The sequence below is a fragment of the Candidatus Nitrospira salsa genome, from assembly GCF_965152625.1.
Map to the genome: position 1 here is coordinate 158,404 of NZ_CBCUCO010000003.1, position 14,506 is coordinate 172,909.

Annotated in this window: 11 protein-coding genes; 4 read left to right on the forward strand and 7 right to left on the reverse strand. The window is 46.2% G+C overall.

Going from position 1 to position 14,506, the window contains the following annotated elements; genetic code table 11:
• Positions 1 to 558: 558 nt before the first annotated feature.
• The 3 genes from ACWQXP_RS12205 to ACWQXP_RS12215 all read left to right on the forward strand — a co-directional run bounded on the left by ACWQXP_RS12205 (position 559) and on the right by ACWQXP_RS12215 (position 3,028).
• Entirely contained in the window at positions 559 to 1,053 is a 495-nt protein-coding gene (locus ACWQXP_RS12205) for a hypothetical protein (RefSeq protein WP_454063148.1), read from the forward strand.
• A 237-nt stretch (positions 1,054 to 1,290) separates the two neighbouring features.
• A complete protein-coding gene (locus ACWQXP_RS12210; RefSeq protein ID WP_454063149.1) occupies positions 1,291 to 2,358 on the forward strand; it encodes a tetratricopeptide repeat protein in 1,068 nt (355 codons plus the stop codon).
• Between the two features lie 73 nt (positions 2,359 to 2,431).
• Positions 2,432 to 3,028, forward strand: coding sequence for a Slp family lipoprotein (locus tag ACWQXP_RS12215; protein ID WP_454063150.1), 597 nt, complete (start codon positions 2,432 to 2,434; stop codon positions 3,026 to 3,028).
• A 245-nt stretch (positions 3,029 to 3,273) separates the two neighbouring features.
• Here ACWQXP_RS12215 and ACWQXP_RS12220 read toward each other — a convergent pair whose 3' ends face one another.
• The 4 genes from ACWQXP_RS12220 to ACWQXP_RS12235 form a co-directional block, all read right to left on the reverse strand.
• Positions 3,274 to 4,101, reverse strand: a complete 828-nt coding sequence (locus ACWQXP_RS12220) for a hypothetical protein (RefSeq protein WP_454063151.1) — start codon at positions 4,099 to 4,101, stop codon at positions 3,274 to 3,276.
• A gap of 330 nt (positions 4,102 to 4,431) precedes the next feature.
• The gene (locus ACWQXP_RS12225; protein ID WP_454063152.1) at positions 4,432 to 4,953 is read right to left on the reverse strand and encodes a response regulator; all 522 of its coding nucleotides are present in this window, start codon (positions 4,951 to 4,953) and stop codon (positions 4,432 to 4,434) included.
• Positions 4,954 to 5,278: 325 nt separating this feature from the next.
• Positions 5,279 to 5,947, reverse strand: coding sequence for a 5' nucleotidase, NT5C type (locus ACWQXP_RS12230; protein WP_454063153.1), 669 nt, complete (start codon positions 5,945 to 5,947; stop codon positions 5,279 to 5,281).
• A 245-nt stretch (positions 5,948 to 6,192) separates the two neighbouring features.
• Positions 6,193 to 6,978: a S16 family serine protease gene (locus ACWQXP_RS12235; protein WP_454063154.1), complete on the reverse strand. Its 786-nt coding sequence runs from the start codon at positions 6,976 to 6,978 to the stop codon at positions 6,193 to 6,195.
• A gap of 770 nt (positions 6,979 to 7,748) precedes the next feature.
• Here ACWQXP_RS12235 and ACWQXP_RS12240 point away from each other — a divergent pair.
• Positions 7,749 to 9,035, forward strand: a complete 1,287-nt coding sequence (locus ACWQXP_RS12240; protein WP_454063155.1) for an HD-GYP domain-containing protein — start codon at positions 7,749 to 7,751, stop codon at positions 9,033 to 9,035.
• An 872-nt stretch (positions 9,036 to 9,907) separates the two neighbouring features.
• On the opposite strand, the gene ACWQXP_RS12245 is transcribed toward ACWQXP_RS12240, so the two are convergent.
• From ACWQXP_RS12245 to ACWQXP_RS12255, 3 genes are all read right to left on the reverse strand, one after another.
• Entirely contained in the window at positions 9,908 to 11,668 is a 1,761-nt protein-coding gene (locus ACWQXP_RS12245) for an ABC-ATPase domain-containing protein (RefSeq protein WP_454063156.1), read from the reverse strand.
• Positions 11,669 to 11,890: 222 nt separating this feature from the next.
• Positions 11,891 to 12,817, reverse strand: a complete 927-nt coding sequence (locus ACWQXP_RS12250) for an NAD(P)-dependent oxidoreductase (protein WP_454063157.1) — start codon at positions 12,815 to 12,817, stop codon at positions 11,891 to 11,893.
• Positions 12,818 to 12,888: 71 nt separating this feature from the next.
• Positions 12,889 to 14,337 (reverse strand): agmatine deiminase family protein, encoded by a 1,449-nt coding sequence (locus ACWQXP_RS12255; RefSeq protein ID WP_454063158.1) that lies wholly within the window; start codon positions 14,335 to 14,337, stop codon positions 12,889 to 12,891.
• Positions 14,338 to 14,506: the final 169 nt, after the last annotated feature.

Consider the following 14,506-nt stretch of genomic DNA (forward strand, 5'->3'; position numbering starts at 1 on the left):
AATGAAAAGTTCCTCTCTTGGAAACATTCGGTATGTTTGAATTATGAAAAGAGAGGGGCTTTTGACCTGCAGCTTGATAACCAGGGAAAACGATTGTCACTCCAAACAGAATTTCGATAGGACTCAAAAAAAATTGTTGTGAGTTGTAGTATCATGTAGCATCCAACAGCAAACATCGGTAGACCGCTCATCCTTCCAACCGTATACTGAGCTTCGCTTAATCAAGCACACGAGCAGTCCAATATTGTTTCATGAAATCTGTCAATAATCAGCATCTCATTGGTGGTAATTGAGTTACGGCTCAAGCCGAACGGGTTTTTTGGGTAAGAGCAGCGAAGGGCCTTCCAAGATTTCTTTGCCAAGCTCTTTCCCGATTCTGTGAAGGAAGAATGGGATGAAGGACGGTTCGCCTACCTCCCTTCATTCCATCCTTCATAGGATCCATCGCCTTGGAGACGATGGATGCGACAGATGAATTGCACGACCAATCTATGATCTGAGATATACCTGAGACACTGTTTTCTATTTATTTTTTGTTTACAACAAAGGAGGATCGTGATGCGGACTTATTTCGTTGGCTTAGGATTGGGCCTCTTCCTTATCCTTGGGGGCGTCTCATCAGCCCTCGCGCTTCAATCGGGTGGGGTTGAAGTTGGTGACCTAAAGACGGGGTCTGTCGTCGGCCAACCGTTTACAGAACTTGATGTGGATTTGACATTTACAGCCGCCAAGGTTGCGGGATCGAGCGGCTGGTACCCACCTGTCTCAGTGTTGAATTTAATTTCTCAGGGCACAGGCGGGAGAGCAGGACGCCCCATTCTTCTTAAAATTACCAACACCTTAGACACTGAGTATACTTTTCACTTATCAGCAGATTCTTCGCAGGCCGGACCATGGGTGATGGAAGCCAAAGTCTTGCTGAAACCTGGAGAAACCAAATACATTGGAATTCCTACCAGTGACCTGACTGCCGTAACAGCCACGAACGTCTTGTCCTACAGCAACCCGTCTGCCAATGGTGATCACGTCGGTCAATTAGTGATTCTTCGATAGCGTTCATCACACATATCACAGGATCAACCACGTCTTGGAGAGAAGCCTTGACCTCTGTGCAGAGAGGCCAAGGCTTTTTCTTTTTGATCAAGTTAGGTACTTTAGACTGACCATATTCTGTTCTCGTATATGTTAATCTCGTGCGAGACCGTCTTGATTCTTTTATAAGGTACACGCCAACAAGTTTGACAAATATGTCTACCGGAATCAGATAGGCACATTGGCCAAGGAGTTTCTATGAAATTAACTTATTCAACATACCAATACTCCATGAGAGTCCTCATGATCGGACTGCTGACCGTCACCACAAGCCTTCTTCTTGATTCCAGAAATGTCTTCGCTCATCAGGCAAGAGAATTATACAACAACGCCATCACACTAGCTCAAAGTGGGGATATGGCTTCGGCCAAAAAACATATCGAACAGGCCATTGCAAACTTTCCCCAATTTGCAGAAGCTCATCACCTCTTAGGCGTTCTCCTATTCCGAGAATCGCCAAAAGAAGCGGTATCAAGCATACAGCGAGCAATAGCGCTGAATCCAAATTTTGCGAAGGCTCATTATGACTTAGGACTGATCTTTATCAACCAGCATCAATATCCGGAAGCGACGCAGACTCTACAAACCGCATTGTCCATTTACCCTAATTATTGGGAAGCCCAACTCGCACTCGCCAAGCTGCATGAGCAAGCCCAAGCGTATGAGCAAGCCCAACACGGATACCAAGCGGTCCTATCTATTGTGCCGAATCAGGCAGAAGCACTGTATAATCTCGCGTATCTTTACAAACAAGACAATCAGGAAAACGAAGCACTGTCACTGCTATTACAACTCACCCAATCCTATCCTAAGCATGCTGATGGCTGGCATTTGCTTGGCCGTGTAGCAGAACAACAAGCACAGATTCCGACAGCTATTGAAGCCTTTCAAAACGCGATTACCAGTGACCCTGAACATATCCATGCGCACTATGATCTCGGCTCTCTCTACCAATACCAACGCCAACCGTTAGAGGCGATTGATCAGTTTGAGACAGTTGCACGACTTGACCCGCAACATGTGGATGTTTTGTTAAATTTAGGAATACTTTATGCCGGAAATGGGAAACTCGACGAAGCAGAACACGTGTACAAGAAAGCCATAGAGTTAGATCCTACTCTAATAGAGGCCTATTATAACCTGGGCACGTTCTATGAATTCTATCGAAAAGATACGACTCAAGCCTTAGCCCAATACCAGCAATACCTGAAATTAGGCGGAAAAGACGAGAGAATTCGTACGCTCACAGAACGGGTTACACCATAAAACGAACACAATTGCTCCCCTGTCATTTGAATTACCTCATCCAACACGATATCCTGTAATTATGAAAAACTTCATGCTCAGGGAGACATTCGCTTTCAGAACACTCCACGTTCCGCAAGCTCTTACCCTCGTGGTCTGTTGTTTGCTCTCGTCTGCGTGCTCTTCAACATCGCACACGATTATTCCCAAAAGCTTACAAGGCCAGGTCGACCAGAATCTTTCCTTTTCGCAAATCAAAAAAAATCCTGACTCGCATGTGGGAACTCTGATTCTTGTTGGTGGTGAAATCCTGTCCGCCAAGCGACTCAAAGACCATACCCGACTTACGATATTACAGCTCCCCCTGACTGATAACCAAGAGCCGACCAGCAATCGAACAAAATCTGAGGGACGACTGCTAGCCTTTCAGTCTGAATTTTTAGACCCTGCCACAGTCCCAAACGGAACGCGAGTGACGCTGATTGGGAAAATCACCGGATCCCAAACAGAACTTCTGGATGAAATGGATTACGTCTACCCGACGATGACCATTCAACATCTCAAGGTCTGGGAAGATGTCGATGATTCTGGTTATGGTTATCGACCCTATTATGGGTATCCGTACTGGGGACCCTACTGGGGATATTATGGTGGGCTGTATCGCCCCTACCCCTATTGGTATTGGTGGTAGGTAGACACCTCGATCTCAAAAAACCATCGTGAGTTCTCTCCTGCGTACACATCGTAACATCTCTTAACTTTTGTCCGAGAAAAACTCAAACAGCGTGTTTGTTCCGGCATCTCTCGAGGAGGAGTCTCGGGGATTCGTTCTCATTCGACTCAAAAAGAATCGCAATGAACGATAGGAAGGAAAACCATCAATACGCGTAGCAGATTTCAACGCCTATTAATGAGTACAACAACAGACAAGAAAACTTACATGGCAAAAAATGAAGGAGGAAGATGCACAAGTTCAGTTCTTGACGCATGCGCGGTGTTTGAAAATTCTGCAATTAAGCCAACAGATTCATCGCCACCATTCAATAAAAGAATAATCGATGTTCCATCGACATTCCATTCATCAACAATGGTGAGATGTCCCCTCATAACAGCCCGACCCCATAATTCCGGCGCATACCGATACAATTCATTACTCCAGAGCTTTTCCTCTGACTGCGGTAGCCCATAGGTCTGACTGATCCAACTTTTCACTTTTTTGTAAGACCACAAAGGCTGTCCATCGTTTTTTCCTTCATTGGTATCAAAAATATATTTGGCATTCAAAAGACGATCATTCTCAAACGCATACGTCAACACGGCCTTAATATCACTGATACTTGCTCGATATCCCAACCGATGCTCACCGGGCGATAGGGGTCGAGAATCAAGTTCCCATAAAAATTTGGCCGTCTCTTTATCTTTGACATCTGAAATACTCATGCCCCAATTTGTACTCCGAAACGTATAGGTCTCAAGAAGAGATGGTAGAACGGTTTTCTTCATGACTTCAGGTGACTCACCATTCGAATATGCTTCTGTCGCTGATTGAGAAGACTGCTCCATGTGAGAGGTCATCTGAGCCTGAGACATCGAATCTTTTTCAAACTTTGTTCCATCTGAATGATGGGGCACCACAAGAGTACCATGCTGATCACGGTGATTCACAAGCTGAATAAACTCATCATACTGTCCAGCCAATCCCGGCGTGTAGAGACCAGTCATAAAGACAACCACCAGACTGCAGGAAAATAATTGCTGTTTCATAGTTATTGTGCTCTTCCGATTGATGAGTAAAAAGTTCCTATCGTCAGGACCACGCCCTTGAAGTCATGCCATCATCCAGCAGGCCTTTTCTCTTTCATCGGCATTTTCATGCTAAATCTTTAAAGGCTAAGCGAAGCAATCGAAAGGTCATTACTTCATCAAAATCCGTAAAGTCAGTCGAGAAGGTCGTGAATAGGAGTTGAGAGTGTCAAAACCCGACCAGTCAACCATGGGGTGGAAGCCAAGTGCGTCGGCTATAGCAGAGAGAGGTCCAATTGATCAAAGGAAGCCGAAGGCCTACTTAAGCTGGAGAGGGCATTCGAAACAGCCTTAACATAACGCAGTTTTTCCCAGCCAATCGCTGGGGCCCGGGTCACGATGAGAAAAAGGCAAATCAATCATTTCCGACCAATTGCACGCAAGGTTTTGCATCATCTGAATATACCCGTTAAATGTCCCAGGCTTCGTGATATATCCATTGACCCCTAAGACCGACGTGTTGAACATGTCCTGTGCAGCCTTCGATGTCGTCAAGATAATAATCGGAATACGTGCAAGGGCTGGATCGGTTTTGATTTCCAAAAGAGCTTCGCCTCCACTTTTTTGTGGCATATTGAGATCTAAAAGAATCACGCCCGGACGTGGAGCGGTTTCAGCATCGGCAAAACTACCTCGATTGTACAAATAATCAAGCAGCTCCTTTCCATCATGGACGAAACGAAGCTCGTGACCAAGCTGTGCTTCTTGCCACGCTTCTTCAGTGAGTCGACAATCATCAGGATTATCTTCAGCAACGAGAACAGTCCAGGGCAACATATGCAAACTTTCTTTAACTACAGTATCGAACGACATGTATTTCCTCCAACTTGTTTCTGGATATTGGATTGTGGATTGTTTAGGAGGCGGCACGCCTCATACATGCTGAACTCTAGTATCTTATCGGATGCCGGCATGAAAACTTGCGAAGGGAATTTGAAGATCTTTGGAAGAAAGTACTGAGGCCATCTATGATCACAATATTGAATGACCATAGGAATTCTCAGCGAAGGTTGGACAGATATGACGAGTGGTGCGTTGAACGTTCACGGCCTCAGCATATCTCAAGAATTTATATGGATTCGCTATAGAAATCGCAATCGAAAATATCGACCAAAATGAGAAAGAAAAAACCATCAGCTCATGAGGCTTCAACGACCCTGCACGTCACGTCGCGATTGACTGATTGAAGAAGATGCTTCACCCGAGGAGTTTCCAAGATATTCACCTTTCGACTGCTCATATTTCCATAATCAAGAACTTGAAGAAGCTCGTCCCATCCTGTGACTCGTGTCAATAATGAATGAGATATCCCTCTATTCCATGGTTGATCCATCAAAAAAACACGAATGCCCAGTTGGCAGTAGGCAAGTGCATGCAAAGGGTGATCATCCACCGCTAAGCAAATGTCTTCAGGAACTTCGGCTTTATCTTCAGTATGGTAGAGTTCTTCGAACGGAATTTGATGGGCTTGGAGCCATGCTAAAGTTTGCGGTCGAGATGTCGGTCGTCGAGCCGTAATGATGACAATACGATAACGATCCTGCAATTGCCTCAACGCAACCTTTGCACTAGGCAACAGAGGAAGATGAGGAATTGATCGTTCATGGAATCGTAAGAAAATCTCCTCGACGATATCGTGCGTCAACAGACCAGTATCCAAACCGCCCGCACTTCCGTACTTCCCTCGAGGCCAAGGGTTCCCCGTTAATTCCAAATACCAGCGTTGCACTTCCTGTTCAGCTCTCGCGAGGACATTATCAATATCAACCGCAAAGCAAGGTCGTGTCTGCTGTTGTCTATTATCCATATCTAGTAAGTATAAGATTCGTTGACGTCAGAAAGAAAAACAAGCGCGATTGGGTAAGAATCGTTGAGCACCTTCTCAATCATACCAGAATTTCTGGCGTAGATCAGAAGATTGCAAGAATACATAAGGCTTTGCATTGAAGACTGATTCTTCACGATGAATCAGCTACACAAACAATGACGAGAAACGTCGGAGGCCCCACATCCAAGAAGGGTGAGGTATCTATTAAATCGGGATATTCATCATTAACGGGCTAAACTGACCTCAAACTGCTGATCAGCACCAGAGGCTTTTAGGTGGTGATCGGTCAAAGCAAAGTAGGCCACATCAACTGATCTTACCGGAGAGACATGCATAAGAAATGGCGTTTCCCAATCACCATCTGCGACATCAGGTTCTTCTGGTATCAAGACTCGACGAAAGTGCTCTTGATGCGCGGCAACGATTTTCAAAGGAATGCCTCCCACCGTACCAATCGAGCCTTCTGGTGTCACCGTTCCCGTCATGACAATATCGCCATGCACCATTTCTCCTTTGGCTAATGCCACGACACTCATGGCCGCCATGGCGGATAAGCTTTCCCCGTACAAGGTCACCCCTGCATACGGCAACCGAAAGCGTACCGTCCAAGAATCGGCATTCAACCCTGCGGCCTGAGTCACTAGTGCAAGAGCTTCCTGAACAGAACGCTTTGCCAAAGATGAAAACCTGCCAGGCTTGGTCAGAAAATCTAATTGTAGCCCGTCATGATCATCCCGACGTTCAAATTCCACTTCAACGTCGGCCACAATACCCACTTGTTCCCATTCTTCATTGTAAGTCGTACCCAGGATCGGAATAACCGATCGTTTTGCTATCGTTGTCGGTGCCGTTTCTTGAGCACTCAGCATGTCGGCGTATGAACCAACGAATAGAACCACAAACAATGCAGTGACGATATATCGACTGACACGCGCACACGCCTCTCTCTTACACGAATTCGAGGAAAGATCTGAACAGATATGAGTGGAGGATATTTTGGGCTTCGTCATGTTCTCGCTCCTTTTGCTGGCTTGTCTTTCACTGCTGTACTGCGATCATCGGTAGCCAAACAATCAAACTTGAGCAAAGAAAATGCCATGTCTTCGAACGCAAAAATTATTGACAACCAAACAAAAGAACTTCGGATTCAATTGAGAAATACCCGCAATTCATGTATTCCCAACAGACTTTCTCCTCAATGAGGGAGTGATCCATACCCTGGAAAGAGGGAGCTGCCTGTCAGAATTTTGTCAGAAACAGGTGTTTTTCGTTGACGGAGAGGTTCGAGGAAACACATTGCATCGGGGCAAGAATAGATCCACTATTAGGAAGACATGGCAGAAACACGGGAACGACTACTAATGCGCTAAGCAAATAGATGGCTAATCGCCTGCTCAAAATCCGCATCAAGATTCCGGACAGAAACGCATCACTCATTCGAGTCACACGCCAACATGTCATGAACATGAACCCTGCCAATCGTAATGCTAAGTAAAGGTACTAATCCAACTCAAGATTCGTGTTTCAAAAACTAATACGTTCAAGCATCATGGTGAGACTGTCGAACCTTGAGACTGATCCTTTGAGTGAAGTGAGCCTCAGAAAAGTTGAACGTACACAATGGATAGGCCTCATACAAGGTCAACACGAGGATTGTCACGTTAGGAAAATAGTGCATGAGTAAGAGAAAAGAAATCCAGTATTCAGTAAAGAATGAAACGATTTTGTCCGAAATATTATTGAGAACGAGACAAAGATTATTGTCTTCCCCTTCATCGCCATGTCACAGAAAATCATCTCTATCAACGACCTGATTCTCGGCATGTACGTGTGTGGAGTCGATCGCCCCTGGATGGAAACTCCATTTCTTCGTCATCGATTTTCAATTACGACACAGACGCAAATTGATAAACTGAAGCAATGTGGAGTCAAACAGCTCACAATCGATCTGAGTCGTGGTATTGATGCGGTTCGAACCCCTGAGAATACAGAGGGTGGGGACAACGTTGAAGAAGAACATCCGGCCGAAGACGTTCCAATCGTCCTCAATGCTGACGAACACCAAGCTAAAGAACGCATCTCAAATCTCCCCACAACGCTCCGTGGAAAATCACTATCGAACGAACTCTCATCTACGAGAGAGAGTCGATCTGAAATGCTTGAATCAGTCCGAGATCTCCTCACGAGCATTGCGACATCGGGTACCATTCAAGCTCATCAAGTGAAAGAAGTGACTCATAGTATTATTTCTCAAACGCTCGAGCATGAAGATGCCTGCATTGCCTTAATTCGTACACGTGAATTTTCAGCTGATTTACATGAGCATTCTTTGTCCGTGGGCACTCTTGCTGTCCTCTTAGGACGCTTGATTGGCTATGACGAGGCGCAACTTCGAATTTTAGGAACTGCCGCACTGTTACACGACGTCGGATTACTTCGCATACCATCCTCGTTGTTGATCGCCAACAATCGACAATCGAAAGAAGATCAAGATCTTTACAATTTACATCCTCAATTGAGTATGGAGATTTTAAAGGAAAGTTCAGGAATTTCTGATCAGGTGCGAGAAATAATCGAGACTCATCACGTGCGTCTCGATGGGACAGGATATCCAAAACAGATCGCACCGGATACCATGTCCACGAGCAGTCGGTTACTTCGAGTCGTTGACGAATATGATGAATTGCTGACAGGTCAATTGGGCCTTCCGCCGATGTCTGGGAAACATGCCCTTCGTGAATTGTATCAACGTGGACAACAAAACCAACTCGATCAACAACTCGTGTCACAATTTATTTCGCAAGTTGGGATCTACCCAATCTATAGCCTGGTTGAACTCAACACAGGTGAACGCGGCATTGTCACCGCTCATTCGAAAGAAAACCTCTTACATCCTACGATTCTTCTCATTCAAGATGCGACACAACATCCCTACTCGGACCCCGTTCCGATAAACTTCGCCACGATGCAGAACAGCCAATCAATTCCTGAAATTGTCAAAGTGCTGGACCCTGAACAAGAGGGGGTGCGAATTGAAAAAGTTCTAACTGATTGGGTAACCATGTAGCCTCTCATCTCCGTTAATTCTGCCTTCCTACCGAAGCCGAGCCGGTCCTTCATCTGTTCATAATTTTTAGATTATTTAGGTTATTGGCTGTAGAAAATTCGACACACAAGAAAAGAAACACGAGACCGTTCATCACATGACGAGTTCACTATACAGGCATATTCTGATCCGCAGGGTGAAAACCAAATGAGAGGTATGACTCTGATTTCAGGGGGTCTATAGCCGATTCAGTTATACCGAAACGATGAAGAACCAACTTGCTCAATTTTGATAACCAATACGTGATATGAGACGTCAATCATTATCAGTTATAGCCGATTCAATGATTTTTCGTACTCTTGACACATTGGATATCGCGTTGAAAGTCCTCATGGTTTAGCTGGAGCGTATTTGTATTCGCTATAATCCAAGCGGGTACAACCTTCCAATGTTTGATGTGAGTAATGACGTTGGCTTGGCGACCTCAAGTCGAAACCTCAGCGGTAGAACCGCGTTGAACGCCAGTTACCTATTTAAGATACGCAGGACAACACAACAATCGTCGCTACTAGGACACCTGTAACCCTCATGGTTCGTTTACCAAGTGCGTCTCAGTAAGAGTTGGACTCGCAACGAGCACTGGCGTGTTATGCGTTCGTGTCCCAGGCTATCTATGAACACAATATTGAGTAACCCTAACGATTCTCCGTAACGATTGATACGACAAGGTCAGTGGTGCGTTGAGCGTTCGTGGCCTAGGCCACCTATGATCACACTACTGAATGACCCTAACGATTCTCCGTAAAGATTGATACGACAAGGCCAGTAGTGCGTTGAGCGTTCGTGGCCTAGGCACCATTGGAATTTTTTGGATTCGCTATAGAGGAGAAGAATTAACTGATTTGGTCGAAACGTGTGGTTCTTAGGCGGTTGAGTGCAGCCACAATTTCTTGCCCACGGGGACGGGCAAAGTTTCCTGGATGAGCCTCAGTCTGAAAGAATGGATTCAAAACATCAAGCCCCCTTTGATCGAATTCTGATTCCAGAGCTGAGATGATTTCACGAAGGGGTGTTCGAGCATTCATGAATCGCTGCTTTATCAAATACAACGCATATCCCACAGCACGAGTTTGACTCTCATCCACGAGTTGCTCAACGGCTTCCAATCTAATGATTTCGCCACCATAGGCAATCTCATCTACGGCGCGCACGGTAATCCTGGCATCTTTTCGGCCGTATGAAGGGTCAAGGCCATCCGCATGAAGAATTCGTGTGCAAACGGGAGGAAAAGAGTCTGAGACTTCTCTTCGACGTGTAGATTGATGAGTACGGGCAATTTCTTTCGCATCGCCTGTAACATTCACAGGCTGAAACTCTTTCATGCAAATCACGGTGTCCGCTACATCAAAATAATCACCACACCCGCCCAGGACTAGAATCGTGGACATTTCCAAATCCCCATGCAGTTCCTCCACTCGATCCAAGAATGGCGTAATCGGTTCATCGCTTTTTTTGACGAGTGCCTGCATACGTGCATCGCGAACCAGAAAATTGGTCGCACTTGAATCTTCATCTAGGAGAATGACACGGCTTCCAACTTCCAACGCTTCCAGAATGCTGGCAGCCTGACTCGTACTCCCACTCGCATTATCAGTTGAAAAACATGAGGTCTCCAGATGTTGGGGAAGATGGCTAATGAAACCACTAATATCCACATTGCCAATTCGTCGACCATCTTCGGCTCGAACCTTTACGGCATCAGAAGAGGTCACAACATATTCTCGCCCATCTCCAGGAACATGAGGATACACACCACATTGAATAGCCTGCAGTAATGTCGATTTGCCATGATAACCGCCTCCGACAATCAGCGTAATGCCACGAGGAACTCCCAATCCTTTTATCAAACGCGTCACCCCACCAGATTGAGTCATTACTGAATGAGGCAAATCAAAGGCTACCTGTAAGGAGTCTGGACTCAGCCACGGCTTTGCCTGTTCAACTGATAACGGTTGTGTAGAATTTCCGCTTTCACGAGGCAAGATCGATCCGTCCGCCACAAATGCAACTAAGCCCCGAGCTGATAAGGCCCGTTGGATCGAATCATAGTTTTCTGCATAGTCCACATGTCCTTGGCACAATTGTTGAGGCAATTGCGCCCAGAGAAGACTCTGCTGAATGATGTGGGGAATTTCTTGACATAATATCGCGTCTGCATGTTTTCCAAGAATGGTTCGCCCCGATGCCGGCAACCCGACCTCAATCCGCGCTTCAACCCATTGCTCTGTTATGACAACCGCCGACCTCTCAAGAATCTCTTGCCCACCAACGTCAATAGAAATAAGCCCGCTTTTGCCGATCCCTCGATGTCTTTGGGGAAGAGTTTGAATCGTGCGATGCACCGTACGCGCAAGAAAATCTCGAAGTGCGACACAACGAACACGCATCGTCCACAAATCGGCAGGAAGATGAGAGATGTTATGATTGACGCGCGCACGAATTTTTGTGGGTGCAGCAAATGGATCACCTTGCACATGATCAACAAACAACGTCCACCATTCACAATCATAGGCTCCGACAATCTCTTTATAAGCTTTATAGCCACGCCCATCTATGCGCTTGAGTGTGTGTCGTAGATCATCAAGAGTTTTCATTGGTTGTTCTGTCACGAAAAAACGTCGCTTGCATCTCGTTGCTCGTACCTCGTCAAAGAGAGATTCTGCACTGATTCATCTGCAATAGCTTTACGTCCTTCACGCCCCCGAGAGCGAGATAAAGGGAATGACTCCATTGGAAAAATCAAGACATATTTGACGTTGTATGCGAGCGACGAGATACGAACGACGAGATACGTTTGTTTTTTCACGAACGACGCTTCACGTCTTGACTTGTAGGTCTGACAGATGCTCGAGGCCAAGGAGGAGAGCGTGTGTTCCCAAGCGTCCATGCCCATGGGCCTGGACCGCGCGATAGAGTTGATGAACCAGAGAGAGTCCAGGCAATTGAATGCCCAGTTGCTTAGACTCTTCGAGAGTCATTTCCATATCCTTAATGAAATGATCGATATAAAACCCAGGATCAAAATTTCGATTAAGCATACGAGGCGCTAAGTTATCCAATGTCCAACAGGCTGCAGCCCCTCCTTGAATTGAACTCAACATTGTGTTCAAATCGAGCCCGGCTTGGTAGCCATATATCAGCGCTTCACACACACCGATCATGGTTCCGGCAATCGTGATTTGATTACATAGCTTCGTGTGTTGCCCGCTACCCGGTCCGCCTTGGTGAACAATTGACTTTCCTAATACGCTCAATAACGGTCGCAGCGCATCGACAATAGGACCGTCGCCTCCAACCATAATGGATAAGGTCGCATTCTTCGCACCAATATCCCCTCCCGAAACTGGCGCATCGATACTGTACGCGCCTTTGACCTCTGCACTTTCAGCTATCTCTCTGGCTAAAGTCGGTCTCGATGTCGTCATATCGACAAACACATGCTTGGCTTTCGCTTCCGCTAATAGACCGTCTTTGCCGAAATACACTTCCTGGACATCATTCGGAAACCCAACAATCGTAAACACGATATCGCTATGAGATGCCACTTCACCTGGGGAATCAGCCCAATGCGCGCCCTGGTCCAGCAAGCTCTCAGCTTTTTCACGCGACCGAGTAAAGACCGTGAGATCATAGCCCTGGGTCAGGAGATGTGCGCACATGGAGGATCCCATCACACCAGTCCCGATCCAACCAATTCTCAATGGCGAGGGAAGTTCAAATGATCCTGAGGATTGAGTGTTCATATTTTACCTAACGTTGCTCGTTGCTCGTAAAACAGATTCAACGAATTTCCATGCGAGATATGAGCGACGATTCATGAATGACGAGTTAAGGCTGGCTGTTGTTGGGTCAGACAATGAATTGTTCCAAAACCCCACACGAGATCGACTGCGTGGATACCGACCACAGGACGATCAGGAAACAGTTCTCCCAAAATACCTAACGCCACACGGTCATGGGGATCATTAAACGTCGGGACGAGCACAGCCGCATTCGCGATATAAAAATTTGCATAACTAGCAGGAAGTCGACGACCTTCGAAACGTAATGGCGCTGGCATCGGTAAATGAACGACCTGAACCGAGGAGCCATCTTCGAGTTTTACCGAAGCAAGTCGTTCTCGATTTTCCTTTAATGTTTCATAGTTTTCATCCTGCGTATTGGATTCTTGACACACCACGACCGTATTTCGGTTCACGAACCGGCAAAGATCATCTACGTGTCCATGCGTATCGTCACCGGCTATGCCTTTGCCGAGCCATACGACATTTGTTATACCCAGTATCTGACGAAATATTTGTTCATAATCATGTTTTTGAAATCCTGGATTACGTACTTGCACCTGTTCATCCAAGAGACATTCTTCAGTCGTCAGTAGTGTCCCACAACCATTAACATCGATACTTCCTCCCTCTAGAACCACAAGACGTCCACCATGTTCAACAATTGATACTGGCATTTTCAGCTTAGCCGCGAGACGTTCAGGCACTCGATTGTCCTTTTGCCAATCCGGATAATTCGCCCACGCGTTGAATCGAAATCGCGCAATACGCAGCTCAGACTGTAGGTTAAAATTTTTTACAAAAATTGGCCCAAAGTCCCGGGTCCATCCACGATTGGTAGGAATACGAAAAAACTCCACATGTGAACGATCAACACCAACTCGGTCTAACATTCGCATGGCTCGCTCTTCATGCTTCTTGTCATTTACCAAAACCCGAACAATCTCGCCAACACTCAGTTTCCGAACAATCTCGCCATAGACCAAGTGAATAGCCGACATCTTCCCAGGCCAATCGGTGGTGTTGTGCGGCCATCCAACCCATGTGGCCTCATGCAGCTCCCACTCCGCCGGCATGCGAAATCCATTACTTTGTCCCTTCTCCCTGCCAGGGAGAGGGCTAGGGTGAGAGTGACTGCTATCAGAACGATCAATGGCCCTCACTAACTCCTCCAACACATCATCTGTCTTCTCCAAGGCATCATGATTCCAAAATCGCAGCACACGGTAACCCTGCGTCTTCAAATACTCTGTACGCTGCTGATCATCCTGTTCTTGCTCAGCATGTTGCCCGCCATCCAGTTCAACTATTACTTTCTTTTCAACACAACAAAAGTCGACTATATATCTTCCAACGGGATGCTGTCGACGAAAGTTTTCTCCGCTAAGTTGACGAGCACGAAGCCGCAGCCAGATTTTTTGTTCAGCATCAGTCTGATCACGTCGAAGACGTTTGGCGTTAACTCTTGAACTTTTTGACATACGCTTCAATGGTCCCCCTCACCCTACCCCTCTCCCCAACAATGGGGAGAGCGAACTTTCAATTTTAGGATAGATCAAAGAAAAACCACAGAGTACCATCTGAGGTCAACGAGCACGAGGAAAGCTTAATAGTTCATTAATTCCCTCTCCCTTTAAGGGAGAGGGCTAG

Coding starts and splice junctions, on each gene's coding strand:
- ACWQXP_RS12250 (WP_454063157.1), bottom strand. CDS start 12,817: ATGAACACTCAATCCTCAGGATCATTTGAACTTCCCTCGCCATTGAGA.
- ACWQXP_RS12240 (WP_454063155.1), top strand. CDS start 7,749: ATGTCACAGAAAATCATCTCTATCAACGACCTGATTCTCGGCATGTAC.
- ACWQXP_RS12220 (WP_454063151.1), bottom strand. CDS start 4,101: ATGAAACAGCAATTATTTTCCTGCAGTCTGGTGGTTGTCTTTATGACT.
- ACWQXP_RS12225 (WP_454063152.1), bottom strand. CDS start 4,953: ATGTCGTTCGATACTGTAGTTAAAGAAAGTTTGCATATGTTGCCCTGG.
- ACWQXP_RS12210 (WP_454063149.1), top strand. CDS start 1,291: ATGAAATTAACTTATTCAACATACCAATACTCCATGAGAGTCCTCATG.
- ACWQXP_RS12235 (WP_454063154.1), bottom strand. CDS start 6,978: ATGACGAAGCCCAAAATATCCTCCACTCATATCTGTTCAGATCTTTCC.
- ACWQXP_RS12215 (WP_454063150.1), top strand. CDS start 2,432: ATGCTCAGGGAGACATTCGCTTTCAGAACACTCCACGTTCCGCAAGCT.
- ACWQXP_RS12230 (WP_454063153.1), bottom strand. CDS start 5,947: ATGGATAATAGACAACAGCAGACACGACCTTGCTTTGCGGTTGATATT.
- ACWQXP_RS12245 (WP_454063156.1), bottom strand. CDS start 11,668: ATGAAAACTCTTGATGATCTACGACACACACTCAAGCGCATAGATGGG.
- ACWQXP_RS12255 (WP_454063158.1), bottom strand. CDS start 14,337: ATGTCAAAAAGTTCAAGAGTTAACGCCAAACGTCTTCGACGTGATCAG.
- ACWQXP_RS12205 (WP_454063148.1), top strand. CDS start 559: ATGCGGACTTATTTCGTTGGCTTAGGATTGGGCCTCTTCCTTATCCTT.